18 protein-coding genes are annotated in these 25,144 nt (G+C 58.8%); 9 read left to right on the top strand and 9 right to left on the bottom strand.

The annotated features are described in order from the left end of the window. Positions 1 to 294 precede the first annotated feature (294 nt). The 3 genes from KGB03_RS04690 (at position 295) to KGB03_RS04680 (ending at position 3,709) form a co-directional block, all read left to right on the top strand. Complete coding sequence (locus KGB03_RS04690; RefSeq protein ID WP_218538046.1) at positions 295 to 1,458, top strand: type III PLP-dependent enzyme; 1,164 nt, start codon at positions 295 to 297, stop codon at positions 1,456 to 1,458. A 161-nt stretch (positions 1,459 to 1,619) separates the two neighbouring features. Next, complete coding sequence (locus KGB03_RS04685; protein WP_074873714.1) at positions 1,620 to 2,675, top strand: alpha-xenorhabdolysin family binary toxin subunit A; 1,056 nt, start codon at positions 1,620 to 1,622, stop codon at positions 2,673 to 2,675. A 32-nt stretch (positions 2,676 to 2,707) separates the two neighbouring features. After that, positions 2,708 to 3,709 carry an alpha-xenorhabdolysin family binary toxin subunit B gene (locus KGB03_RS04680; protein ID WP_218538048.1) on the top strand — a complete coding sequence of 334 codons (1,002 nt, stop codon included), beginning with the start codon at positions 2,708 to 2,710 and terminating at the stop codon, positions 3,707 to 3,709. A 41-nt stretch (positions 3,710 to 3,750) separates the two neighbouring features. Here KGB03_RS04680 and KGB03_RS04675 read toward each other — a convergent pair whose 3' ends face one another. Further along, entirely contained in the window at positions 3,751 to 4,503 is a 753-nt protein-coding gene (locus KGB03_RS04675) for a tetratricopeptide repeat protein (RefSeq protein WP_218538049.1), read from the bottom strand. Further along, a complete protein-coding gene (locus KGB03_RS04670) occupies positions 4,500 to 5,180 on the bottom strand; it encodes a Fe2+-dependent dioxygenase (RefSeq protein WP_223526461.1) in 681 nt (226 codons plus the stop codon). Before KGB03_RS04670 ends, KGB03_RS04675 begins: the two co-directional genes overlap by 4 nt. A 205-nt stretch (positions 5,181 to 5,385) precedes the next feature. On the opposite strand from KGB03_RS04670, the gene KGB03_RS04665 reads away from it, so the two are divergent. Together KGB03_RS04665 and KGB03_RS04660 are read left to right on the top strand one after the other, a co-directional pair. Then, positions 5,386 to 7,647 (top strand): TonB-dependent receptor, encoded by a 2,262-nt coding sequence (locus KGB03_RS04665; RefSeq protein ID WP_223526460.1) that lies wholly within the window; start codon positions 5,386 to 5,388, stop codon positions 7,645 to 7,647. 236 nt (positions 7,648 to 7,883) lie between these two features. Then, complete coding sequence (locus KGB03_RS04660; protein WP_223526459.1) at positions 7,884 to 10,412, top strand: PepSY domain-containing protein; 2,529 nt, start codon at positions 7,884 to 7,886, stop codon at positions 10,410 to 10,412. A 79-nt stretch (positions 10,413 to 10,491) separates the two neighbouring features. Here the strand turns inward: KGB03_RS04660 and KGB03_RS04655 are convergent, their stop codons facing one another. Together KGB03_RS04655 and KGB03_RS04650 are read right to left on the bottom strand one after the other, a co-directional pair. Further along, positions 10,492 to 10,908 carry a hypothetical protein gene (locus KGB03_RS04655; RefSeq protein WP_218538053.1) on the bottom strand — a complete coding sequence of 139 codons (417 nt, stop codon included), beginning with the start codon at positions 10,906 to 10,908 and terminating at the stop codon, positions 10,492 to 10,494. A 140-nt stretch (positions 10,909 to 11,048) separates the two neighbouring features. Then, positions 11,049 to 12,590, bottom strand: coding sequence for an alkaline phosphatase D family protein (locus tag KGB03_RS04650; protein WP_223526458.1), 1,542 nt, complete (start codon positions 12,588 to 12,590; stop codon positions 11,049 to 11,051). Between the two features lie 265 nt (positions 12,591 to 12,855). On the opposite strand from KGB03_RS04650, the gene KGB03_RS04645 reads away from it, so the two are divergent. Both KGB03_RS04645 and KGB03_RS04640 read left to right on the top strand, forming a co-directional pair. Next, positions 12,856 to 14,196 carry an S-type pyocin domain-containing protein gene (locus tag KGB03_RS04645; RefSeq protein WP_223526457.1) on the top strand — a complete coding sequence of 447 codons (1,341 nt, stop codon included), beginning with the start codon at positions 12,856 to 12,858 and terminating at the stop codon, positions 14,194 to 14,196. Further along, positions 14,193 to 14,450, top strand: a complete 258-nt coding sequence (locus KGB03_RS04640) for a bacteriocin immunity protein (RefSeq protein ID WP_218538055.1) — start codon at positions 14,193 to 14,195, stop codon at positions 14,448 to 14,450. The genes KGB03_RS04645 and KGB03_RS04640 overlap by 4 nt, the downstream gene beginning before the upstream one ends. Positions 14,451 to 14,608: 158 nt before the next feature. Here the strand turns inward: KGB03_RS04640 and KGB03_RS04635 are convergent, their stop codons facing one another. Genes KGB03_RS04635 through ptsP form a run of 3 tightly spaced genes read right to left on the bottom strand, consistent with a single transcriptional unit; the run spans position 14,609 to position 20,162 of the window. Beyond that, positions 14,609 to 16,348, bottom strand: a complete 1,740-nt coding sequence (locus KGB03_RS04635; protein ID WP_223526456.1) for a PTS fructose-like transporter subunit IIB — start codon at positions 16,346 to 16,348, stop codon at positions 14,609 to 14,611. A gap of 11 nt (positions 16,349 to 16,359) precedes the next feature. After that, the gene (pfkB, locus tag KGB03_RS04630; protein WP_111450452.1) at positions 16,360 to 17,301 is read right to left on the bottom strand and encodes a 1-phosphofructokinase; all 942 of its coding nucleotides are present in this window, start codon (positions 17,299 to 17,301) and stop codon (positions 16,360 to 16,362) included. Further along, positions 17,301 to 20,162: a phosphoenolpyruvate--protein phosphotransferase gene (gene ptsP, locus KGB03_RS04625; protein ID WP_223526455.1), complete on the bottom strand. Its 2,862-nt coding sequence runs from the start codon at positions 20,160 to 20,162 to the stop codon at positions 17,301 to 17,303. Before ptsP ends, pfkB begins: the two co-directional genes overlap by 1 nt. Positions 20,163 to 20,450: 288 nt before the next feature. Between ptsP and cra the strand changes: the two genes are divergently transcribed. Together cra and KGB03_RS04615 are read left to right on the top strand one after the other, a co-directional pair. Then, positions 20,451 to 21,446, top strand: a complete 996-nt coding sequence (gene cra / locus KGB03_RS04620; protein WP_218538058.1) for a catabolite repressor/activator — start codon at positions 20,451 to 20,453, stop codon at positions 21,444 to 21,446. A gap of 3 nt (positions 21,447 to 21,449) precedes the next feature. Next, the gene (locus KGB03_RS04615; RefSeq protein WP_223526454.1) at positions 21,450 to 22,226 is read left to right on the top strand and encodes a TatD family hydrolase; all 777 of its coding nucleotides are present in this window, start codon (positions 21,450 to 21,452) and stop codon (positions 22,224 to 22,226) included. On the opposite strand, the gene KGB03_RS04610 is transcribed toward KGB03_RS04615, so the two are convergent. Further along, on the bottom strand, positions 22,227 to 22,616 hold the full coding sequence (locus tag KGB03_RS04610) for a hypothetical protein (RefSeq protein ID WP_218538059.1): 390 nt from the start codon (positions 22,614 to 22,616) through the stop codon (positions 22,227 to 22,229). It lies immediately after the preceding gene. A 238-nt stretch (positions 22,617 to 22,854) separates the two neighbouring features. Continuing rightward, on the bottom strand, positions 22,855 to 24,885 hold the full coding sequence (locus KGB03_RS04605) for a methyl-accepting chemotaxis protein (RefSeq protein WP_223526453.1): 2,031 nt from the start codon (positions 24,883 to 24,885) through the stop codon (positions 22,855 to 22,857). Positions 24,886 to 25,144 lie beyond the last annotated feature (259 nt).

The following is a 25,144-nucleotide window of genomic DNA, read 5'->3' as shown; positions in this document are numbered from 1 at the left end:
GGTTACATCAGTAGCTGTCCGGGACCGCACGACGGATGCGTGTAAAAACGCGACATTTTTTGTTGATCTCAAGCCCCTCACGCCCTAAAGTTCGCGCCGAACGTCCATGCTGGAAACGATCCATCCGGCTCAAGTACTGACGACGAGACAGCAAGGCCAAGGGAAAGCACCGCTTCCCATGGCCTTTTTGCTTTCGGCGACATGCCTTGGGAAGTAGGCGAACCAAAGTGGGGATACGGAGGACGTTCATTTGCACCCATTGATTAATCTAGTTTGCCAGTAGGAGTTCCCAGCATGTCGATCAACGTCGAAGACTATTTCGCGCGCGATACCTTCAACAAAATGAAGGCCTTCGCCGACAAACAAGAAACCCCGTTCGTGGTGATCGACACCGCGATGATCAGCCAGGCCTATGACGACCTGCGCGCCGGTTTCGAATTCGCCAAGGTCTACTACGCAGTCAAGGCCAACCCGGCCGTCGAAATCATTGACCTGCTCAAAGAGAAAGGCTCGAACTTCGACATCGCTTCGATCTACGAGCTCGACAAAGTGATGAACCAGGGCGTCGGCCCGGATCGCATCAGCTACGGCAACACCATCAAGAAATCCAAAGACATTCGCTACTTCTACGAGAAGGGCGTGCGTCTGTATGCCACCGACTCCGAAGCCGACCTGCGCAACATCGCCAAGGCGGCACCGGGTTCGAAAGTCTACGTGCGCATCCTCACCGAAGGCTCGACCACTGCTGACTGGCCTTTGTCGCGCAAATTCGGCTGCCAGACCGACATGGCCATGGACCTGCTGATCCTCGCTCGCGACCTGGGCCTGGTGCCGTACGGCATCTCGTTCCACGTCGGCTCGCAACAGCGCGACATCAGCGTCTGGGACGCGGCGATCGCCAAGGTCAAAGTGATCTTCGAACGCCTGAAAGAAGAAGACGGCATTCACCTGAAGTTGATCAACATGGGCGGCGGCTTCCCGGCCAACTACATCACCCGCACCAACAGCCTGGAAACCTACGCTGAAGAAATCATCCGTTTCCTCAAGGAAGACTTCGGCGACGACCTGCCGGAAATCATCCTGGAACCGGGCCGCTCGTTGATCGCCAACGCCGGCATCCTGGTCAGCGAAGTAGTGCTGGTCGCGCGTAAATCCCGTACCGCCGTTGAGCGATGGGTGTACACGGATGTGGGCAAGTTCTCCGGCCTGATCGAAACCATGGACGAAGCCATCAAGTTCCCGATCTGGACCGAGAAGAAAGGCGAAATGGAAGAAGTGGTCATCGCCGGCCCGACCTGCGACAGCGCCGACATCATGTACGAGAACTACAAGTACGGCTTGCCGCTGAACCTGGCGATCGGTGATCGTTTGTACTGGTTGTCGACCGGTGCTTACACCACCAGCTACAGCGCCGTTGAGTTCAATGGCTTCCCGCCGCTGAAGTCATATTACGTATAAAAGTTAGCAGCACCTGAAAACCCGTGCCTTGGCACGGGTTTTTTATTTAAACATGAAAAAATCAACACTGCCCAATAAAAAGTTACACACAAGACATATACCAAACACTTTAATCACGATTAGCCTGCGAACTCACAACACACTTTAAAAGGAATTAAAAAGTGCAAACGAGCTCAACCAAGCTGATTACAAAAAACGACATCCAGAAAATCAAGAACTACATAGCGACGGCAAAAGCTCTGCCCCGCACGATTGAAGCCGTCGAAAACCAACTACAAGCCAAAAGCACCAACATTGTCGGCCTTGAACCTTATGACATTGTCGAACTCAATCACACAATCATTAACAACGCCAACTCGTGGAATGATATCGAATCGTCCATGAAACGAGTTGGTGGCAGCCTGGCAACATTTTCGGAAGACCTGGAAAGTTTCGGCCAGGAGATTATCGACGCCATCGTGAGCATGCCCGGTTATGTAAATTATGTCGGCACGATCAGCACGCTTACTGAAGAAGAAATCAATAGCCTGCCCCCCCTGGAAATCGGGAAGACGGAGAAAATACGATTTGGCTCTATTCGAGAGTCACTGGTATTTATTGCCAACTCCATTGACGAGAAGAAACTGAACAATCAGGACATTGTATTGCGTTTGCAGTACTTCAAGACTGAACTCAACGATAAAGTGGCCATTGGCATCGGCAGCAAGATGAAACTGGCCAATACAAGTGAAATCAATCGGCAGATTACCGATCTGAACCTGGCTATCGACAAAGCGCAGGCACTTCTTGATGAGAAGCTTCGAGAAGCCGAACCTGGTTTCTTCACACATGTGTTTGCTGTAATGAGCCCTTATCCGCAAGGAATTTATCAATTTGCGAAACTCCATACACTTAAATACATAATCCCTCTAATCAATCAACGAGATTTACTGGTCGAGCAGGTTAAACAAAAAGACATTCTCGCCGGCACTCTCCTGCTGCTAAGCACCGACCTGGAGAGCCTATTGCTATACGTAGAAGGCGCAATCCAAAGCACATCGCAACTTGAAACATTGTGGATTTCGATCTCCGAATACATCAACGCGTCGCAAAACAAAATAATGGGCATGAATGACTTTCTGACCCTCAGGAGTTTCGTATCGAGTTTACGAGTGGTTCTGAAAAACTGGAAAACCATTCAAAACAATGCCAACGCGCTTATTAGCGCATTCGAATAACCTTCATAAAACTAACGAAAAAGGATTTCTTTATGACACTCGCTACTTACATACTTCCCGACCTGACGAATATTCGCAACAGCCGCGAGGCGATCCGTTATCAAGCCCTCGTGGGCTCTGCCAACTTGTACATCAAAGCGTTGGGTGATGAACTGATCGGTCTCAATAGTGCCCTCAGCAAAGCAGATCAACTGGTCGCCAACGCCATCACTTCAGCAATCACGGCGCTGGAAAGCGATGACTTGCGCGAGACCCTGCATGCCCTGAGCGCTTTGAAAGAGCGCCAACCAGACACGCAAACTCAAAGCACAATCGAGAGCTATTCGAAAATTACCAGTCAACTGATGGAGCTTTGCACTGATAAAATCTCGCAACTGCACGCAAGCCTGGAAGACGGCGTATTCAATGTGCAGAGCGCGAGCATCAGCAACAACCGCTTCAGGCTCGCTGAACTTGCCGATGCAAGAGTTCAACTGGAACAGCAACACAGTACCGAACAAGTACCGCTTGCCGAGCTGATTGCTGATCTGGCCGTGCTCAACGAAGCGATCAAGGAGTTCGAGAAGCTGACATTCATCGACCGACTCAAGCCACTGCTGGAGCAATTGAAGTCGTTGATCGGCAATAAACCGGCAACCCCTCAGAGCGCCGCGCTGGAAGGCGGCGTGATAGTTGCCACCAAGTTTCTGGACGAGGCCAACGAGCTGATCAAATACCAGAGTCTGACCAAGGCTCGGGGCATCATTCAGACCCGCATCTCGCAGCGTGAGGAACGGGTATCGTCTCTGGCAAGACAGTTGCGCGATAATGACGACAGGACCCGCCAGTTGAATGACACCCAGAAAGTCATTCCCCATCAACAGACTTATGTCAGTGAAACCAACAAGCTGATCGATTCGCTGTATGCCTTTCTCGACACCGTCCTGTATGCGCCCCGCGATGAAATCCTGGCTCGCGGCGAACTCATGCTCAAGAACAGTCAAGCACTGCACAGTTACATGAGTAAGCTCCAGGGACGCTGGCTGCGCGGTTGATCGCCGTCCGTTGCCCTTTACTACAAGATAGGGGGCACGGTCTAAGCACCCAGTAACGCCATTCGCTGCCGGCAGGCTTGGGCCATGGAGCGAATGGCCGGATGTGGGGAAGCAAGCAGCGACTCGCTGCTGACACGAAGAAACGGCAAGTTACCTGCGGTCAATGCGTCCCCCAGCCACTTGAGTGCCTCTTCAAAACGCCCCTCATCCGCCAATACCGCCGCAAAACTGAACTGCCCGCGAAAATCCCCTCCCTCGGCCGAACGTCGATACCAGTCACGCGCCGCTGCCGAGTCCGCCGGGCACACCAAGCCTTCTTCCAGATAACGCCCGAGTAGATTCATCGATTTGGCGTGACCCGCTTCAGCGGCACGCTGATACAACGCCAGCGCCTGAATCTGATCCACCGCCACACCGCGCCCGGTCGCCAGCAGATTGGCGAGGTTGTACATCGCCCAGTCCAGACCGGCCTCGGCGGCGATTCGATAATGCCTCGCTGCAACCGCAGCATCCGCCACACATCCCCAACCATGCTCATGACACCGACCGAGCATGTTGTGCGCCATCAGATGACCTCGCCCGGCAGCGATGCCAAACCAGCGCAACGCCAGCGGTTGATCCTGCGCGATACCCCGGCCATCCAGAAGAATCTGCCCGAGCAAGGCTTGAGCATCGAGTACACCTTCGCGGGCGGCGATCAGAATCGCCTGCGCAGCGCGCGCCGGGCTTTCCTCGAGCATGGCTTTTAGACGATCACCGTCGAGGACTTCCTGGCGGCGCAGTTGATAACTCATACCTCGACCCAGCGACGCAACAGGTTGTGATACGTGCCGGTGAGGCGAATCAGCGAAGGGTGGTCGGGCATGTCCTGGGTCAGTTGCTGGATCGCCCCGTCCATCTCGAACAGCAAGGCACGCTGGCTGTCTTCGCGGACCAGGCTTTGGGTCCAGAAGAACGAAGCGTAGCGAGTGCCGCGGGTCACGGCGTTGACCTTGTGCAGGCTGGTGCCGGGGTACAGAACCATGTCGCCGGCGGGCAACTTCACCCGTTGGGTGCCGTAGGTGTCCTGGATTTCCAGTTCGCCGCCGTCGTAGTCGTCCGGTTCGCTGAAGAACAGGGTGGCCGACAAATCGGTGCGCACCCGCTCGATGCTGCCCTTGGGCTGGCGCACGGCGTTGTCGATGTGAAAGTCGAAACTGCCACCGCCCGTGTAACAGTTCAGTAACGGAGGGAAGACTTTGTGCGGCAACGCAGCTGACATGAACAGCGGATTTTTCCACAGCCGTTCCAGCATCGCCGCGCCAACTTCCTTGGCCAGCGGGTGACCTTCAGGCAGTTGCAAATTGTGCTTGGCCTTGGCCGACTGGTAGCCGGCGGTGATCTTGCCGTCGGCCCAATCTGCCTGTTCCAGAGCCTCGCGGATGCGCTGCACTTCTTCTTTCGCGAACACGCCGGGAATGTGCAGCAGCATGGGATGACACCTGAAGGCAAAGGGGGCCAATGGTATTGATTCTTATTGACTCTGTAAAACCCCTACGACGAACGAGACACCCGAAACCGTAAGGGCAAATTGTAAAGAATGTAAATTTGTCGCGAATAGTAACGTTTCGCAATTGATACAAATACCTGTTTACCCTATATTCCGCGACCTCAAATCCTTGGGGAGGGGAATTCTCATGTCACGCCAACAACCACAATTACCGGTCAGTTCACCGCGCTTGCTCGCATCTGCAATTGGCGTGGCGATCACTGCCAGCTCTGCGGGCCACATGGCTTTCGCGGCTGAAAAGATCGACGAAAAAGCACCGAGCAACGTGATTTCCCTGGGCGCTACCGCTATCAACGGCGAAGCCCAGGATGAGACTTCCTACAAGACTGATACCTCGGCCAACAAGAAATACACCGCGCCGCTGCGCGAAACGCCGAAAAGCGTCACCGTGATTCCACAACAAGTGATTCGCGACACGGGCGCCACCAGCCTGGTCGACGCGCTGCGCACCACACCGGGCATCACTTTCGGTGCCGGTGAGGGCGGCAACCCGGCCGGCGATCGTCCGATCATTCGCGGCTTCAACGCCGAAAGCGACGTGTTTATCGACGGCATGCGCGACCCGGCCTCCCAGAGCCGCGAGATCTTCGACATAGAATCGATCGAAGTCAGCAAGGGCCCGGGGTCAGCCTTCACCGGCGCCGGTTCCACAGGTGGCAGCCTGAACCTGGTGAGCAAGACCGCCAAACTGGGCAATTCCTACAACGGCGGCTTCACCTGGGGCTCGGACCAGACCAAGCGCACCACCCTCGACTTGAACCAGCAGATGACCGACACCTCGGCCTTTCGTCTGAACCTGATGAAGCACGAAGCCAACGTCGCCGGCCGTGATGCCGTGGATGTCAGCCGTTGGGGCGTGGCACCTTCCTTCGCGTTCGGCCTGGGTACCGACACCCGCCTGACCGTCGGCTACTACCACGTCGAAACCGACGACATGCCCGACTACGGCCTCCCGTTGACCTTGAGCCCCAACCGCAGCAAGTACAACGTCGATAAACCTGTGCATGTCGATCGTGACAACTTCTACGGCCTCACCAGTCGCGACTATCGCCAGACCAGCAACGACAGCGGCACCATCAAGATCGAACACGATCTGAATGATGACCTGACCGTGTCGAACAGCTTCCGCATGTCCCGTTCGACGCTCGATTACATCGTCACCAACCCGGACGACAGCAAGGGCAACGCGGCGCTTGGCAGCGTGTATCGCGGCGCGAAAAGCCGTAACTCGACGTCCAGCGGCTGGATCAACCAGACCGACCTGAGCGCTAAATTCAACACCGGCGCCATCGAGCACAGCCTGGTTACCGGCCTTGAGTTTTCCTATCAGGACACCCACAACCGCCCGTACATCCTGACTTCGACCGCCAGCGGCACCCGCTGCAACCGCGCCCTGTTCAACTCGGGCGACTGCACCAGCCTGCAGAACCCGACGCCAGGGGATCACTGGAACGGCTCGATCACCGACAGCGCCGCGTTCACCGACACCGACACCAAAACCGCTGCGGCCTACGTATTCGACACACTGAAGTTCAACGAGCAATGGTCCCTGAACCTGGGCCTGCGTTACGACAACTACCAGGTCAAATCCAGCGGCCACGCCAACGCCAGCAGCACCGCGCCAGCGAACGACTTCTCCCGTGAGAACACCAGCGACCTGGTCAACTACCAGATCGGCGTGGTCTACAACCCGTTGCCTAACGGCAGCATCTACGCGGCCTACTCCACCTCCAGCAACCCGTCTGGTGAAACCAGCGGCAACGGTGGCCTGGAACTGGCAGCGAACAACAGTGATCTGGACCCGGAAAAAAACCGCAACTACGAGATCGGTACCAAGTGGGACTTCTTCGGTGACGACTTGTCGCTGACCGCAGCACTGTTCCGCACCGAAAAAACCAACGCGCGCATGAACGATCCGGATGGCGCCACCACGCAAGTGCTGGACGGCGAGCAGCGGGTCAATGGTCTGGAACTGAGCTACAGCGGCAAGCTGACCCGTAACTGGAGGGTCTTCGGCGGCTACACCTACATGGAAAGCGAAGTGGTCAAAACCACCCTCGCCGTCGATGAAGGCAATCACATGCCAAGTACCCCACGGAACAACTTCACGTTCTGGTCGACCTACGACCTGGTGCCGGACAAGTTGACCGTCGGCGCCGGTGCCACGTTCGTCGACTCGCAGTTCGGCAACATCGCCAACTCGGTGGAGATCCCGTCCTACTGGCGCTACGACGCAATGGCCAGCTACGCCCTGACCAAGAACGTCGACTTGCAACTCAACGTGCAGAACCTGACCGACAAGCGTTACTTCGACCAGGTGTTCCAGACGCACTACGCCCACGTGGCGGCGGGTCGTACCGCCCTGTTGAGCGCCAACTTCCACTTCTGATCCTGTGGGAGCGAGCCTGCTCGCGATGACGCCGGCACATTCAACATTGATGTTGGCTGACACACCGTCATCGCGAGCAAGCTGTGCTCCTACAGTGAGAATGGAAACTGAAATCAGCGACAAGCCCCGTTCATCTCTATGAACGGGGCTTTTGTGCGTAATAAAGAATGTTTCTCGACAACCCACGGCATAATGCGCGCCGTGATCATTATTTTCGAACGAACAAGGCGAGTGACGTGTTGAAGAAAACCCTGTTCCAGTTGCACTGGTTTTTCGGCATCAGCGCCGGACTGGTCCTGGCCCTGATGGGCATCACCGGGGCGACGGTGTCGTTTCAGGATGAAATCCTGCGTGCGCTGAACCCTTCTGTGTTGCAGGTCGAGAAGCAGGTCGCCGGCGTCCTGCCGCCCGCCGAACTGGTGGAAAAAATCGAGGGTGCCTCGGGCAAGAAAGTCTCGATGCTCTGGGTCGAGACCGACAGCGGTAACGCCGCGCGGGTGATCTTTACCCCGCCACCGGGCGAACGACGTGGGCAGATGCGCTACTTCGACCCGTACACCGCCGAGTTCATGGGCGACGCCACTGGCCAGGATTTCTTCGGTCTGATGCTGCAACTGCACCGCTTCCTCGCCATGGGCGATACCGGTCGGCAAATCACCGGCGCGTGCACGCTGATCCTGCTGTTCTTCTGCCTGTCCGGCCTGTACCTGCGGTGGCCGCGTCAGTGGAAAAGCTGGCGTGCCTGGCTGACCCTCGACTGGAAGAAAAAAGGCCGCAGCTTCAACTGGGATCTGCACTCGGTGGCCGGCACCTGGTGCCTGGTGTTTTACCTCCTGGCAGCGCTCACCGGTTTGTCCTGGTCCTATGAGTGGTACAACAAGGGCCTGACCCGATTGCTTTCCGACTCACCGCAGAACGAGCGCGTTCGCGGCGGTCGCGGCCCTGCGCCAAGCGGCCCGGCCCCCACCGCCGATTACGCCGCGATGTGGAGCAGCATCTACAGCGCCGCCGGCCCGGCACTGAGTGCCTACAACATCCGCATGCCGCCCGTGGCCGGAAAACCGGCCACCGTGTTCTACCTGTTGAACAGCTCGCCCCACGACCGCGCACTGAACCAGATCACGCTGGACCCGGCGACCGGTATCGTCGCGCGGCATGATCGCTACAGCGACAAGAGCCTCAAGGCGCAACTGCTGACCAGCATTTACGCGCTGCACGTCGGCAGCTATTTCGGAATCATCGGGCGGATCATCCTGACGATCAGCGCGCTGACGATGCCGTTGTTTTTCGTCACTGGCTGGTTGTTGTACCTCGATCGTCGCAGCAAGAAAAAACAGATCAAGGATGCCCGCAAAGGGCTCGCACAACCGGACAATGACGCACCGGCATGGCTGATCGGCTTTGCCAGCCAGAGCGGCTTTGCCGAGCAACTGGCGTGGCAGACCGCCGGGCAATTGCAGGCTGCGGGCCTGCCGGTGAAGGTTCAGCCGCTGGCGGACGTCAGCGAGCAAGACTTGCGTGAGTCCAGCAATGCGTTGTTCGTCGTCAGCACCTTCGGCGACGGCGAAGCGCCGGACAGCGCCCGAGGGTTTGAGCGCAAAGTGCTGGGCCGTACGTTGAGCCTGGAAAGCCTGAACTACGCCGTGCTCGGCCTCGGTGATCGGCAGTATCAGCACTTCTGCGGATTCGCTCGACGCTTGCACACGTGGCTCGGCGAGCACGGCGGCAAGACCCTGTTCGCGCCGGTAGAGGTCGACAGCGGCGACCCTTACGCCTTGCGTCACTGGCAGCAGCAACTGGGCCTGCTGACCGGGCAGGCACCCGTGGACACCTGGCAAGCGCCAAGCTATGACAACTGGAACCTGACCCGCCGTGAGCTGCTCAATCCCGACAGCAGCGGTTCAGGCGTTTACCTGCTCGGCCTCACCGCCCCCAACACCAGCAGCTGGCTGGCCGGTGACCTGGTGGAAGTGTTGCCGCGCAATTGTCCATGGGCGATCGAACATTTCCTCGATGGCCTGGGCATTGACGGTCGGGCGATGGTTGCGCTCGATGGCCTGTCGCAACCACTGGAGCAAGCCCTCGCCAGTCGACAACTGCCGGAAAACAGAGCTCACCTGGTTGGCCTGCATGCCCAGGCGCTAGTGGATGCGCTGGTGCCCCTGGCCATGCGCGAATACTCCATCGCCTCAATCGCCGCCGATGGCATCCTCGAACTGATCGTGCGTCAGGAACTGCATCCTGACGGCAGCCTGGGCGTCGGCTCCGGCTGGCTGACCGAACACGCCCCGGTGGGCGGCACCATCAGCCTGCGCGTGCGGCGCAACAGCGGTTTCCATCTGCCGGTCGAACCGCTGCCGATGATCCTGCTGGGCAATGGCACCGGCCTGGCCGGGCTGCGCAGTTTGCTCAAGGCGCGGATCGCCGATGGCCAGCAACGTCATTGGCTGTTGTTCGGCGAACGCAATCGCGAGCATGACTACTTGTGTCGTGATGAGCTTGAGGAGTGGTTGATTTCGGGGGATCTGGAGCGGCTGGACCTGGCGTTCTCGCGGGATCAGGCCGAGAAGATCTACGTGCAGGATCGACTGCGCGAATCGGCGGGCGAGTTGAAAAAATGGCTGGCCGAGGGTGCGGTCATTTACATCTGCGGCAGCTTGCAAGGGATGGCTTCAGGCGTGGATCACGTGCTCAACGAAATACTCGGAATTGCAGAGGTCGACCGGTTGATCGAGCAAGGCCGTTATCGGCGGGACGTATACTGAATCCACAAAGCATTCGATGAACATCCTGACGTCACGTTAACAACATGGCGTCAGGATAGAAGCCTGCTCAAATAAAAACTCAAGGTGACTTTAATAGATCGCTGCCTGTTGATCGTTTACTTAGCCGCTTATTGAGCTCTTCGATCTTTTCAGCACTTAGGCATTGAACTTTCGAACAATTATTGTTCAGACGGCACATCTCGTTGCAATCAATGGGCGCCATATTTTCCGGGCCATCAACGATACATTGATCGCTAGTACCACTTTTATATGCACCATTACGATCATTATCCTTCCCCACAAAAACACAAAGCACTTCCGCTCGTCCTATAGGGATAATATCGCAATAATAAGCGCCGACCATACCCCAATTCCCATTACACAAACCGGCGTTGGTTTCATTGGCATCTTTGCAGGCCGTAAGAAAAAGCGTACAGAGGACCAGCGATACAACGGCCGTCCATATTGATCTTTGTTGTGCACGAATAAGTTTCATCAGCTGTTACCCGGTTGATTCTGGGTTCAGCCTATATAAAACCCGCCAAAAAACACCTGTAAAAAATGACAGGCAAATATACTGATTAGCTATATAACGGGGGATTTAAATTAAAGAAACCGATGGAACAATACCTCCCCCTACACCAGTTGCACTTTCTGCTCAAACACCCCAACCCCATCCAGATCCCGCAACACCACACTCATCTCCCCCGTCTGCCCATCAATATTCACCTCACCAAAAAACTGAAACCCGGCAAACGGCGAGGTGTTCTGTGCCGGTGGTGCTTTCTCGAACACCACCTCGGGACCAAAGGTCTTATCCAGCGAATCAGGCCCGAAACTCCCCGCATTCAAAGGCCCGGCGACAAACTCCCAGAACGGTTCGAAATCCTGAAACGCCGCACGGTCCGGGTGGTAATGGTGCGCGGCGCAGTAATGCACATCCGCCGTCAGCCAGACAAAATTGCGTACCTGCTGCGCCCGCAAGAAACCCAGCAGTTCGGCGATTTCCAGTTCACGGCCCTGAGCCGGTCCCGGGTCGCCGTTGGCCACCGCTTCCCAACGCGTCACGCCGGGGCTGACTTCACCGTCGGGTACGCCGAGGCCGATGGGCATGTCGGCGGCAATGACTTTCCACTGGGCCTTGGAGGCCTTCAACTCAAGTTTGAGCCAGTCCAGTTGTTCGCGGCCAAGGAAAGGTTTAGCGGCGCCCAGGTTGTCATCATTGGCCCCGCGATAGCTGCGCATGTCGAGCACGAACACATCAAGCAATGGCCCATAACCGAGCTTGCGATAAATCCGCCCGCCGCCATCGGCGCTCTGCAACCGCATCGGTGCGTATTCGAGCCAGGCCTGACGCGCGCGACCGACCAGGCTGTGGATATCTTTGCTCTTATAGCGATCATCCAGTTGCTTGCCCGGCGACCAGTTGTTGACCACTTCATGGTCGTCCCACTGCCAGATCTGCGGAACCTCGGCGTTGAAGCGGCGGATGTTTTCGTCCATCAGGTTGTAGCGGTAATTGCCGCGATAGTCGTCGAGGGTTTCGGCGACTTTGCTCTTGGCTTCAGAGGTGATGTTGCGCCACACGCGGCCGCTCTCTGTGGTGAGCTGCGCAGGTATCGGGCCGTCGGCGTAGATGGTGTCGCCGCTGTGGATAAAGAAGTCTGGCAGGCGCAAACGCATGGCTTCGTAGATGCGCATGCCGCCGATGTCCGGATTGATCCCGAAACCCTGACCGGCGGTGTCGCCGCTCCAGACGAAACGGATGTCGCGACGGGTTTGCGGCACGCTGCGCAGGTGGCCGAACCAGGGTTCGCTGGCGACGCCGCTCTGGGCGTCTTCGAAGTGCACGCGGTAGAAAATCGCCTGGTCGGCGGGCAGGCCAGTGAGTTCGACCCGGGCAGTGAAATCGGTATCGGACACGGCCAATGGCGAGACAAAACGACGGGGGTTACTGAACAGGCTGCGGGTGTCCCATTCCACCACCATGCGCGCCGGACGATCACATCGGCTCCAGATCATCGCCCGATCGCCCAGCACGTCGCCGGACTGCACGCCATCGGTGAGTTGCGGACGATCCTTGACCGAGGCAATCACCGCCGGTGCCAGGCCTGGCAACAACAGCCCGGCACCGACGGCTTGTATGACACGACGACGGCCGAGGTCGAATTCGCTCATGGTGTTCTCCCTGAAAAGGAAAACTTAAGCATGCACGTGTGACTCAGACATGACACAAAAATTAACCAACACCGCAAATCCCTTGTGGGAGCGTGGCTTGCCCGCGATGAAGGATAACGCGGTCATGCTGACTCGCCACCAAAACCCCTGCAACACCAAGAAATAGGAAATTTCAGCGCCGCTTTTAGGAAACGTCCTAACGCCAATACCCGAGCGCCCTGGATAAGTTCGAGGCTGCTCCGGACACACGCGAAAAAGGACGCCAATGCCACGCGACAAGGACATCCCGCAAGTCTGGGAACACAGCACTGGTGGCGGCGGCTCGGGCATTGGATACCGTTACCTGCGAGACATGACCCCGACTGAGTTAGCCGAGCGTGAGGCGAGGCAAAAGACTTACGACGACATGCTCGCCCGGCAACAGGCTTATGAAGATCGCATCTTCAAAGATGTCGAACAGAGCAAACAGTTCGCCACACGAGGCTGCGTATTCGCCAAAAGCTGCAACCTCCCCGACGGCGTCATTAATCACGACAACCCGGCCGGTTTTGTCCCCGTCGAGAAACTGGCTGACTACGGGTTGTGGGCCGTGCTTGGCACCGGCGCAGCAATCACCGCCGAAGGGATTCCCTTGAAACTGGTGGGAGGCTCAGCAACAGGCGGTGCCATTGCCCAACGTCTCGGCGGTTCGCTAGCACTGCGTCTACTAACAGGATCAGCCGTTGTGGCGACTGGTACCGCGGTCGGGACAGTTGCGCTATTAATGCCGAACACCAGCCTTTCACCCGACAGCGCCTTCTACAAAAACGAGCAATACGCGGCGCTGGATGCGGGGCGAACCCGTGTGCGCATCAACGTGAAGACATTGCCGGATGGCTCAGTCAACGCTTACGGCTTTTACACAGGCGGGAAAAAAGACTGGGAGTTTGTCCCGGTCATCAAGGCAAAAAAGGAAGGCGAGCAATTTGTCGCCGATATCGGCAATGGCATCGGCCTGACCTGGACGCCCGCGGCAGATCCTGACGACGCCCCCAAGGTCCCTGCCCTGGAAGGCGCCCCACCGCTGCCGACGATCTGGGTCTACCCACCCACCGAGCAGGCCAACAAGATACTGGTGAACCCGGAGCATCCGCCCGAGTATCAGGATGCGATTATCTGGTTTCCGGCGGATGCCGGGCTTGAGCCGATTTACATCGTGCTCAACGCTCGGTATGAGCCGGGTGGTGTTACGGGCGTGGGTGAGGATGTGGCAGGGATTTGGCTTGCTGGGGCTGGCACCGGGCTAGGCGCCCCCATTCCAACGCGGATTGCTGATGTGCTACGAGGACAAAAATTCAGAGACTTCGACACTTTCAGGGCCGCATTTTGGACTGCCGTTGGAAATGATCCCGAGCTATTCAACCAGTTCAAACCGAATAACAGAAGCAAGCTCTTGAATGGCAAAGCACCATTTGCCCAAAGGCCGGAACACAACGGAGAAAACGCTCGCTACGAAATACATCATATTGAGTACATCAAGAATGGAGGTGCAGTTTATGACGTGGACAATCTCTCAGTAATTACACCGAAGCGGCACGTCGAAATTCACCGGGAGGACAGGCAATGACCATAAAAAGTAGTGTTTCAGATTACACAGAAGAAGAATTCATTGGGATGCTTCAACGCATCCTGGGGAACGATGAAAGCGAAGAGGAAGAGAACAAGCTTGTGCATCACTTCAACACCATATGTGGGCATCCCGCAGGCTCTGATTTGATCTTCTACCCGGAAGACGAAGCTGATGATTCGGCAGAAGGCATCACACGCAAAATCAAGGAATGGCGTGCAGCTCAGGGCTTGCCGGGATTCAAAGAAAAATGAAGCATGACGACGTTATCGGACATGACACAGAAATCTGCCGGTGCAGCAGATCCCTTGTGGGAGCCGAGCTTGCTCGCGATAGCGGTTTAACATTCACCGAAAATGGTGACTGATACACCGCCATCGCGAGCAAGCTCGGCTCCTACAAGGGGTAGGTGTCAGGCGCTGACGGGCTCTATTGCCAGCTCAACGACTTCCGGTCGCTTGACCACCGCATAAACCACCGCCGTCAGCAAACTCCCGGCCACAATCGCCAGCAAATACAGCAGCGCATGGTTGATCGCATTCGGGATCGCCAGTACGAACAACCCGCCGTGCGGCGCCATCAGTTTGCAGCCGAAATACATCGACAACGCACCGGTCAGCGCACCACCGGCAATGCTCGCCGGGATCACCCGCAGCGGGTCTTTCGCGGCAAACGGAATCGCGCCTTCGGAGATGAAGCACAGCCCCAACACCAACGCCGCTTTACCGGCTTCGCGTTCGGTCTGGGCGAACTTGCGCCGCGCAATAATCGTGGCGATGCCCAGGCCAATCGGCGGCACCATGCCGGCCGCCATGGTCGCGGCCATCGGTGCATAACTTTGCGATGCCAGCAGCCCCACCGAGAACGCATACGCGGCTTTGTTGATCGGCCCGCCAAGGTCGACGCACATCATTCCGCCCAGCAATACACCGAGCAGAATCGCGTTGGTGGTGCCCATGCTGTCGAGGAAGTGCGTGAGCCCTTCGAGCATCCCGGCTACCGGTTTGCCGACCACGTAGATCATCACCAGACCGGTGAACAGACTCGCCAGCAACGGGATGATCAGGATCGGTTTGAGCGCCTCAAGACTTTGTGGCAAGCGCGCATAACGGTTGATCGCCTGCGCCGCGTAACCGGCGATGAAACCGGCAATGATCCCGCCGATAAAACCGGCGCCCAAAGTGCTTGCCAACAGACCGCCAATCATCCCCGGAGCCAGGCCCGGACGGTCGGCGATCGAGTAGGCGATGTAACCCGCCAGCAGCGGCACCATCAACTTGAACGCGGTCTCGCCGCCGATCTGCATCAGCGCCGCCGCAAGCGTGCCCGGTTCCTTGAACGCGGTGATGCCAAAGACGAACGACAAGGCGATCATCAGACCACCCGCCACCACCATCGGCAGCATGAACGACACGCCGGTCAGCAGGTGCTTGTAGACGCCGGTTTTCTCTTGCTTGGCCGGGCCTTTGGCACCGCTCGAAGCAGTTTCCTGCGTGCCTTCGGCCAACGCTTTGTTCAGCGTCGCCTCGGCTTGTTTGAGGGCGATGCCGGTGCCGCAACGGTAAATCTTCTTGCCGGCAAAACGCTCGGTGGCGACTTCGATATCGCAGGCCAGCAGCACCACGTCCGCATCGGCAATCGCCTCTGCACTCAACGGGTTGCGCGCACCGACCGAGCCCTGGGTTTCCACTTGCAGGTCGTAGCCCAGACGCTTGGCCGCTTGCTGCAAGGCTTCAGCGGCCATGAAGGTGTGAGCGACGCCGGTCGGACACGCGGTAATCGCGACCAGACGCGGAGCGTTTTTCACCAGGGCGGCAGGCTCGACCACAGCTTCGGGGGCGACGTAAACCTGAGCCTCTTCAGCACCGCGACGCAGCACCGCTTCAACATCTTGCAGGGCTTGCGCCGGGGTACTCTGGAACACCCGCTTGCCGACGAATCGCGACATATCCACCGGCGCGCTGCTCACCAGCAATACCCACTCGGCCGCCTCGATCGTGGCCGCCGATAATTGGCGTTCAGGGTGCGCGGCATCGTTGACTTCGACACTGGTGCTCCAGCCTTGACGCTGGGCCGCCGCGTCGAGCAAACGGGCGCACAGCACACTGGTGACCATGCCGTTCGGGCAGGCCGTAACAATGGCTAACTTCATGACAAACCCTCTTATTGTTCTGTCAGGGGGCGCACGCGCACGCCCTGTTCGAGCCGCGCCAACTGCGTGGCGTCGCCAATACCGAAATCGATCTGGGTGACCGCCATCGCGGCAATCGCCGTGGCGGTGCGCAAGGTCTGTTCAGGCGTGTCGGCGCTGAGTAGACCGTGGAGCATGCCGGCCAGTAACGAATCGCCTGCGCCCACGGTGCTGACGACACTGACCTTGGGCGGCGTGGCATGCATCGCCGAGCCGACACTGAACCAGTTCACGCCATCGGCGCCGTCGGAGATCACCACGTGCTCGATGCCTTGAGCATGCAAGCGGCTCGCGGCTTCAGCCTGTGCCGCGACCGAAACCATCTCGCAGCCCATCACGTCGGCCAGCTCTTCGGTGTTCGGTTTTATCAACCACGGACCGGCATTGAGCGCCGCCCGCAAGGCTTCGCCGCTGCTGTCCAGCGCCACGTTCAAACCGAGATTTTTCAAGCGCACAATCAACGCCTGCAACCACTGCGCACTGATGCCTTGAGGCAGGCTGCCGGCAACGACGACCGCGTCATGACCGGGCGCTATTTGATCAAGTCGATCAAGCAACGCCTGCTGCGCGGCTTCACTCACCAAGGGGCCGGGGCCGTTGATGTCGGTGATGCGCCCATCGCTTTCCGCCAGTTTGATATTGCTGCGCGTCTCCCCCGGTACACGGATGAACGCGTCGACAAAGCCGCGTTTGGCGAACAGGGTTTCGAACGCTTGAAGGTTGTCCTCCCCGAGGAAACCGCTGACCGTGAGCTGATGCCCAAGGTCCGCCAGCACTTGTGCCACGTTCACGCCTTTACCGGCGGCATGCGTGTGCATCTCGTCGCTACGGTTGACTTGGCCGGGGGTAAGCAGCGGCAACTGGACCGTGAGGTCCAGCGCCGGGTTGAGGGTCAGGGTCAGGATCTTGGCCATTACAGGGCCTCCACTAGTGCGCGCACTTCATTGGCGCTGCCCACGGCCAGGGCCTGTTGGGCAAGGATTTGGGTCTGGGCCAGGCTGAGTTCGCGAACCCGCGCCTTGACCTCGGCAATGCTGCGACCCGACACGCTGAGCTCGTCCACACCCAGACCGACCAGCACTGGCACCGCCAGCGGATCGGCCGCCAACTCGCCGCACACGCCGACCCACTTGCCGTGGGCATGCGCCGCGCGCACGGTGATGTCGATCAGTTGCAGCACCGCCGGGTGCAAACCGTCAGCCTGGGCCGACAAGGTTGGATGACCACGGTCGATGGCCAGGGTGTATTGGGTCAGGTCATTGGTGCCGACGCTGAAGAAGTCGACCTCTTTGGCCAGCACCGGCGCCAGCAATGCAGCCGACGGCACTTCAATCATGATCCCCAATTGCAGGTCGGCAACCGGAATTTCCAGACGCAGACGTTCGGTCATGTCCCGGGCCTGGCGCCATTCGTCGACGCTGCCGACCATGGGGAACATGATCCGCAGTGGACGGTTGTCCGCCGCACGGAGCAACGCGCGCAATTGCGCTTCCATGATGTGCGGACGTTGCAGAGTCAGGCGAATACCACGCACGCCGAGGAACGGGTTTTCTTCTTTGGCTATCGGCCAATAGGGCAGCGGTTTGTCACCGCCAACGTCGAGGGTGCGCACCACCAGCGGCCGACCGGCCAGGCCATCGAGGACGCGACGGTATTCGACTTCCTGGGTTGCCTCGTCCGGCGCTTGCGAGTGGGCCATGAAAATCAGTTCGGTGCGCAGCAGGCCAATGCCTTCGGCGCCCTGCTCCACCGCGCTGGTCACGCCCGCGCTTTCGCCGATGTTGGCGAACACTTCGACTGCATGCCCATCAGTGGTCAGTGCCGGTTGATGACGTTGTTCGGCGGCGGCTTTCAAACGCTGCTCGCGGGTGTCGCGCTCTTGGGTGGCACGCTGCAAGGTCGCCGCGTCGGCATCCACGTGCAGGCGACCGCGTTGGCCATCAATCAGCAACGGCGTACCCGGTGCCAGCAGCAACACGGCCGGGCCGGCGCCGACCAACGCCGGAATACCGAGGGCTCGGGCGACAATCGCACTGTGCGCGGTAGCACCACCACGGGCGGTGAGGATGCCGGCGACGCGCGCCGGATCAAGGCGGGCGACATCGGATGGACCGACTTCATCCATCACCAGAATGTACGGTTGCTCAGGTTCGCTCGGGGTTTCGACGCCACTCAGTTGCGCCAGCACTCGGCGGCCGATATCACGCAAGTCGGCGGCACGCTCGGCGAGCAAGGCGTCCTGCAGCGATTCCTGTTGTTTGGCCGCCGCTTCAATCACCGCCATCCACGCCGCTTCGGCGCTTTCGCCCTGTTTGAGACGGGTGTCGACTTCATCGGTCAATTCCGGGTCGTCGAGCATTTCCTGGTGGGTGATGAAAATCTCGCGAATGGCCTTGGACTTGCTGCGTTCGATCAGGCCTTCGATGTCGCGACGCACGTCCGCCAACGCCTGTTGGAGACGCTCGCGCTCAATCGCGGCAGACTCGCCGCGCAGCGGGTAATCAATGGTTTGCAGCACTTGAATGTGCGCCGGGCCGATGGCGATGCCCGGAGCGGCGGCGATGGCCTGAACCAGACTGCCGGAGGCTGGCGCGAGGATTACCTCGGCCACATCGGCGATCACTTCGCGCTGCTGGCTCACGGCTGGCAGCGGCTCGACTTCTTCACCGAGGCCTTCTTCGATGGCGGCCAGCAAGGCTGGCAAGGCATCGGCGGCGATGCTCGGTTCGGCGACAAATTCCAGCACCTGACCACGACGGGCACCGAGGCTGAGCAGTTTGCTCAAGCTCTTCACCGACACCGCGCTGTCCTGGCCATCGACGATGCGTACGCGGATTTCACCTTCAAAACTTTTCGCCAGTTGCGCGAGGATTTTCGCCGGACGCGCGTGCAAGCCGTGGGCGTTGGCCAGCGCGATGCGAGCGCTCGGCCAATCCGCCGGCAGCTCACCGCCAAGGACTTCGAGCACCTTACGGCTGCTGGTGGCGCGGCCCAATTCGTGGCCGCGACCTTCGATCAGCAACGCACAAAGGCGTTCGAGCAAGGCCTGATGGGCCTCACCGAGGCTGGCCAGGCAGAACAGTCCGCTGAGCGGCTGGCCGAGGTAACGCATGGGTTTGTCCGGCGTAACGAAGGCCAGGCCCGGACGCTTGACCGTTTGCTCGCTGTGCAACCACCACAGGCCATCGCCCAGGGGCAGCGCGTCGACTTGCTGCAACACGGCAGAGAAACCGTTGCTCACACAATCGGCCTGACGCAGCAAACGCGCACCGCGCCAGACCAGCTCTTCGAAGTCATCGGCCGACACACCGAGGCCGATCATCTGGGCATCCAGCGCCAGTTCTTGCGGCGCGCCTTGCAGCAGTTTCAACAAGGCTTCGGCGGAACTGGCGCGGCGCAGCGCCTGGCCCAGGTCGGTTTCGCCGAGGGCACGGGTCAGCAATTGCAGCAAGCGCAGGTGTTCGTCGGATTTGGCCGCAATACCGATCGCCAGGTAGACGATCTGACCGTCGCCCCAGTCCACGCCTTCGGGGAACTGCATCAGTCGCACGCCAGTGGAAAACACCAGATCGCGGGTTTCCGGCGTACCGTGGGGGATGGCAATACCTTGACCGAGAAAGGTCGAGCCCTGGGCTTCGCGCGCCTGCAATCCGGCGAGATAACCCTCGGCCACCAGGCCATCGGTGACCAGATGCTGCGCCAGCAGGTGCAACGCGGCGGACTTATCCACAGCCGATTGGCCCATGGATATCTGCTCTATGGTGAGCTCGAGCATGCTTTCTCCTTTTTGGCGTCTTGTGACGCCAGGTATTGTTTTGAATGATTCAGCTTAGGCCCTTAGTCATCACTTTTGGCGGTTTCGCGGCAGAACCGGCAAAGGAGCCTATAACGTAGAAAATACGCTTGCTGAAACGTTTAATCTAGAATGATTGGCACGTTACTCGATAATGTCTCATCCTTGAAGTCCAATTGTCGGATGCGTCGCGACGATGGTCGTCTGCCTTAATCGGGTAGGATTGGCGAAAATGTCGAGGCAAGCTCGAAAAAACAAGGAAAAACCGGGTTGAAACTCAGTGATATCGCCCAGTTGGCCGGTGTGTCCGTTACCACCGCCAGCTACGTCATCAATGGCAAGGCAGAACAACAACGTATCAGCAGTGCCACCGTCGAGCGCGTGCGCGCGGTCGTCGAACAACATGGCTTTACGCCCAACCCCCAAGCTGCCGGGCTGCGCAGTCGGCACACCCGCACCTTGGGTTTCATTCTGCCGGACCTGGAAAACCCCAGTTACGCGCGCATCGCCAAACTGCTGGAACAAGGCGCCCGAGCTCGCGGCTATCAGCTGCTGATCGCCAGTTCCGACGATGCGCCAGACAGCGAACGGCAATTGCTGAAACTGTTCCGGGCCCGGCGCTGCGATGCATTGATCGTTGCCAGTTGCCTGCCGTCCGGCGATGACAGCTACCGCCAATTGCAGGCCAAGGGCATTCCGATCATCGCGATCGACCGGGTCATGGAGCCTGAACATTTCTGTTCGGTGATCAGTGATGACCGCGAGGCCAGCCTGCAACTGACCCGCAGTCTACTGGACCCGCTGCCCAAACAGATCGCACTGATCGGCGCACGCCCCGAACTGAGCATCAGCCAGGAGCGGGCGGGCGGTTTCAAAGACGCGTTGGACGGGTTCAAAGGCGAGGTACTGATCGAACACGGCGAGTCGTTCAGCCGTGAATGTGGCAAACAGTTGATGGAAGAACTGCTACAGCGTCTGGGCCATTTGCCGGATGCGCTGCTGACCACGTCCTACGTGCTGCTTCAGGGCGTATTCGATGCCTTGCACGACTTCCCGCTCAAAACCCGCCCGCTGCGCCTCGGCACCTTCGGCGACACGCAGCTGCTGGATTTCCTGCCGCTGCCGGTCAACGCCATGGCCCAGCAGCATCAGCTCATCGCCGACAAAGCGCTGGAACTGGCCCTCGCCGCCATCGAGCAATCGGATTACCGACCCGGCGTGCAGGCCATCGCGCGGACCTTCAAGCAGCGTATTCGCCAGGACTGAACCGTGGAGCTGATCGACAGCCACACTCATCTGGATTTTCCGGACTTCGACGAGGATCGCACGGCGTTGTTGGCCGAGAGCCGCGCTCTTGGAGTGCGGCGGATGGTGGTGCTGGGGGTTTATCAGGGCAATTGGCAGCGGGTCTGGGATCTGGTGCAAAGCGATCCCGACCTGTATGCGGCGTTCGGCCTGCACCCGGTGTATCTGGATGATCATCGCCCTGAAGACTTACACGAACTGGGTGATTGGCTGACCCGGTTGGCGGGTCATCGGCAGTTGTGCGCGGTGGGCGAGATCGGTCTGGATTACTTTATCGAAACCCTGGACCGTGAACGCCAACAGGCACTGTTCGATGCGCAGCTGCAACTGGCGGCGGACTTCAATCTTCCGGCGCTGATTCATGTGCGACGCAGCCATGCGGCGGTGATTGCCACGCTCAAGCGGTTTCGCTTGAAACGTGCGGGGATCATTCACGCCTTCGCCGGCAGCAAAGAAGAAGCCCGCGAATACATCAAGCTCGGTTTCAAAATGGGCCTGGGCGGTGCCGCGACCTGGCCTCAGGCCCTGCGCATGCATCGTGTGCTGGCCGAATTGCCGCTTGAATCGGTGGTATTGGAAACCGATTCTCCGGACATGGCGCCCGCCATGTTCCCCGGCCAACGCAACAGCCCGGCGCATCTGCCGGCCATCTGCTCGGCACTGGCGGGGATCATGGCGATCAGCCCCGAACAATTGGCCGCCGCCAGCACGGCCAACGCTTGTGAGCTGTTCAACTGGTAATCAGTCGGCGTGGGCCTTGGCGGCTTCCAGCGTCAGCGTCATGTGGTATCGGTGCCGGGCAATCCGCATGACGGCGAAGTAGACGAAAATCGCCAACAGCGAAAAATTCAGCTGCTCCACGACGCTGAATATCCCGATCCATTCCGCCACCAACGCCACCAGCAACGCGGTGCAAACCATGAGCGATGTGCTGGCCCGCAACAATGCCAGTGAGTCGAGGGACTTGAAGCGCTTGATCTGTTTCGGATCGTTCAGTTGTAGCGCTTTCTGGCAGTGGGAACACGCGAACGCTTCGTTGATCGCAATGGCGTTGAGTTGCCAGGGCTTGAGCAGGAGTGTGCTCCCGCAATGAGCGCAATGACCCTGGATTCCAATCGTTACAGCTGACATTACCGAGCCTCCTCAGGGCGGGTCCAAGTGATTGATCTTCCTTCATTAAAGACCAAAAACCAGACGGTGGAGGAAAACAGGAAAAACGCCACAAACAAAGGGAAAAAATACTACAGACGGAGCATAAAAACCTGTGGGAGCGAGCCTGCTCGCGAATCGGTCTATCACTCAACATTGATGTCGACTGACAGACCGCTTTCGCGAGCAGGCTCGCTCCCACAGGTGTGCCGGGGTGGTTTCAAACCCGGAACGCGCTGATCAGCTGCTTGAGCTCCACCACCTGAGCCGACAATGCGCGACTGGCATCCTCGGTCTGGTGTGCACCTTCGGCGGTACGCTCACCGGCGCGGTTGATTTCCACAATATTCTGGTCGATGTCGTGGGCCACGGCGGTCTGCTGCTCTACTGCGGCGGCGATTTGCTGGTTCTGATCGACGATCATGCCGACGGCACCGAGGATGTTTTCCAGCGCTTGCTGAACCTTTTCCGACTGCCCCACCGTGCCGTTGGCCATTTGATGACTGGTCCCCATCGCCTTCACCGCAGCGCCAACACCGCTGTGCAGCTTGGCGATCATCTGCTCGATTTCCTCGGTCGATTGCTGGGTGCGCTTGGCCAGGGTCCGGACCTCGTCCGCCACTACCGCAAAACCACGACCCTGCTCACCGGCCCGAGCGGCTTCGATGGCCGCGTTGAGCGCCAAGAGGTTGGTCTGTTCAGCGATGCTCTTGATCACCTCCAGCACACGGCTGATGGACTGGCTGTCGCTGGCCAGTTGGTTGATCACCAGCACCGACTGGTCGATCTCACTGGCCAGTGCCGCGATGCTGCCCTGCTGGGATTCCACCAGCCCGCGACCGCTGATGGTCTCATCGTTGACGCTATGAGCGCTGCTGACCGCTGCCGCGGCACTGCGTGCCACCTCAAGGGATGTCGCGGACATCTGGTTCATGGCCGTGGCGACCTGCTCGATCTGCGTGCGCTGCCCCGCCACCGCCTGGTTGCTCTGGGCGGAAACGTTCTCCACCTGCCCGGCCTGGCGCTCGACCTCACTGACGGTCTGGCCGACCCGCTCGATCAGGTCGTGGATTTTCTTCACGGTGCCGTTGAACACCTCGCCCAACTCGCCCAGTTCATCGCGGCTGTTAGCGCTGAAGGTCACCGTCATGTCGCCGGCCGCGACCTTGTCCATCACCGCGCCAAGACGCTTGAGGGTGGTGCGGGTCGAGGCGTAGAAGCCGCCGTAAAGGTAAAAAATCAGCACAAACACCACCGACAACGCCATGGCCTGCAAGACCATGTGGGTGCGGTTCTGCTCCAGTCGCTGTTGCAACTGGGTGCCGAGAAACTTCAGGGTGGCTTCATTGAGTTGGTAGGTCTGGTCCATCAGGCCCGTGACCTGATCGTAAAAGCCCTGCCACGGCGCATCCAGCGTGTCGGCCATCACGACCTGCTCTTCGAACAGTTCACTGGCCTTTTTCAACGATGCCTTGCTGATATCGGCCTGAGCGGCCAGGGTTTCCCGTGCCGCTTTGCTGGAGCCCAGCGCGTCCTGTAACTTCAGGGCATATTCGGCCTGCAGTTTTTCGATCTGCGCCAGCAACTCATCAAAACGGGTACTCGATGCCGAGTTGAGAAAGCCCTGCCCCAGCGAAAAAGAACCCATCGCCCGGCCTTCGCCCAGAAGCTGGGTCACGGGCGGGGTGACATTGGTAATGAGTTCGCTCAGCTGGCGCATGTCGCTCTGGGGGTCGCGGCTGAGGCCGGCCTGACTGGCGATGATCTGGCTGAAAATTTGTGCGTTGCCGAGCAACTTGCCGATCATCGCGCTTTTGCTTTGCAGGGAGTTTTCCGTTTGCTGGGCCTTGAACGCGGCGATCATTTCATCGCGCTTGCCATCGAAAACCATGATTTGCTCGGGGTCAGCGGTCATCGCCGTCAGTCCTTGCAAACGGGTCAGCACATTTTTCCCCACGGTACTGATCTGCGACTCGACATTGCCGGCCTTGCCGGACTGACCAAGGGTGACGTTGATCTGCACCAGGTTGTTCAGGGTTTCCAGATCGCGTCGTAACGTCAGGCTGCTGCCCAGCAGGTCGAGGCTTTGCAGTTCGACCCGGGTGCCCTGGAATTCTCGATAAGAATCGCGCACCAGATAGAAGTTGGTCACCAACATCGGCACAAGGAACAGCACGCTGATCAGGCTGAACTTCATGCCAAAGCTCAGGCGGTTCATCAGCGCCACGGCGGGATAGAGCAAGCTCTTCACTGGAAGTCTCCCTTTGATTTCTTATTTTTATTGGCAGGCGCGGGTCGAGAGCAGATAGCCACTATTCAGCGCTGTCTCTGTATAGCCTAAATCGACGGGAGGTTTTGTAACTTAAGGTTAACGGCGAGACGCCCACTTGGGACGATTGATATCCCTGTGGTGAGGGGATTTATCCCCGTTCGGCTGCGCAGCAGTCGTAAAACCAGTCCTCGCGGTGATGCAGGCAAACCGCGTGCGCCGAATATGCGACTGCTTCGCA

The organism is Pseudomonas sp. BF-B-26, from assembly GCF_019956495.1.
Lineage (GTDB): Bacteria > Pseudomonadota > Gammaproteobacteria > Pseudomonadales > Pseudomonadaceae > Aquipseudomonas.
The sequence above is the reverse complement of the archived record's forward strand: the minus strand, read 5'-3'. Positions and strand labels throughout refer to the sequence as shown.

What these genes read in the sequence shown, in the direction of transcription:
- KGB03_RS04690 (WP_218538046.1), top strand. Translation starts at nt 295, where the DNA reads ATGTCGATCAACGTCGAAGACTATTTCGCGCGCGATACCTTCAACAAA.
- KGB03_RS04665 (WP_223526460.1), top strand. Translation starts at nt 5,386, where the DNA reads ATGTCACGCCAACAACCACAATTACCGGTCAGTTCACCGCGCTTGCTC.
- pfkB (WP_111450452.1), bottom strand. Translation starts at nt 17,301, where the DNA reads ATGGCCAAGATCCTGACCCTGACCCTCAACCCGGCGCTGGACCTCACG.
- ptsP (WP_223526455.1), bottom strand. Translation starts at nt 20,162, where the DNA reads ATGCTCGAGCTCACCATAGAGCAGATATCCATGGGCCAATCGGCTGTG.
- KGB03_RS04655 (WP_218538053.1), bottom strand. Translation starts at nt 10,908, where the DNA reads ATGAAACTTATTCGTGCACAACAAAGATCAATATGGACGGCCGTTGTA.
- KGB03_RS04610 (WP_218538059.1), bottom strand. Translation starts at nt 22,616, where the DNA reads ATGTCAGCTGTAACGATTGGAATCCAGGGTCATTGCGCTCATTGCGGG.
- KGB03_RS04640 (WP_218538055.1), top strand. Translation starts at nt 14,193, where the DNA reads ATGACCATAAAAAGTAGTGTTTCAGATTACACAGAAGAAGAATTCATT.
- KGB03_RS04675 (WP_218538049.1), bottom strand. Translation starts at nt 4,503, where the DNA reads ATGAGTTATCAACTGCGCCGCCAGGAAGTCCTCGACGGTGATCGTCTA.
- KGB03_RS04680 (WP_218538048.1), top strand. Translation starts at nt 2,708, where the DNA reads ATGACACTCGCTACTTACATACTTCCCGACCTGACGAATATTCGCAAC.
- KGB03_RS04670 (WP_223526461.1), bottom strand. Translation starts at nt 5,180, where the DNA reads ATGCTGCTGCACATTCCCGGCGTGTTCGCGAAAGAAGAAGTGCAGCGC.
- KGB03_RS04650 (WP_223526458.1), bottom strand. Translation starts at nt 12,590, where the DNA reads ATGAGCGAATTCGACCTCGGCCGTCGTCGTGTCATACAAGCCGTCGGT.
- KGB03_RS04635 (WP_223526456.1), bottom strand. Translation starts at nt 16,348, where the DNA reads ATGAAGTTAGCCATTGTTACGGCCTGCCCGAACGGCATGGTCACCAGT.
- KGB03_RS04645 (WP_223526457.1), top strand. Translation starts at nt 12,856, where the DNA reads ATGCCACGCGACAAGGACATCCCGCAAGTCTGGGAACACAGCACTGGT.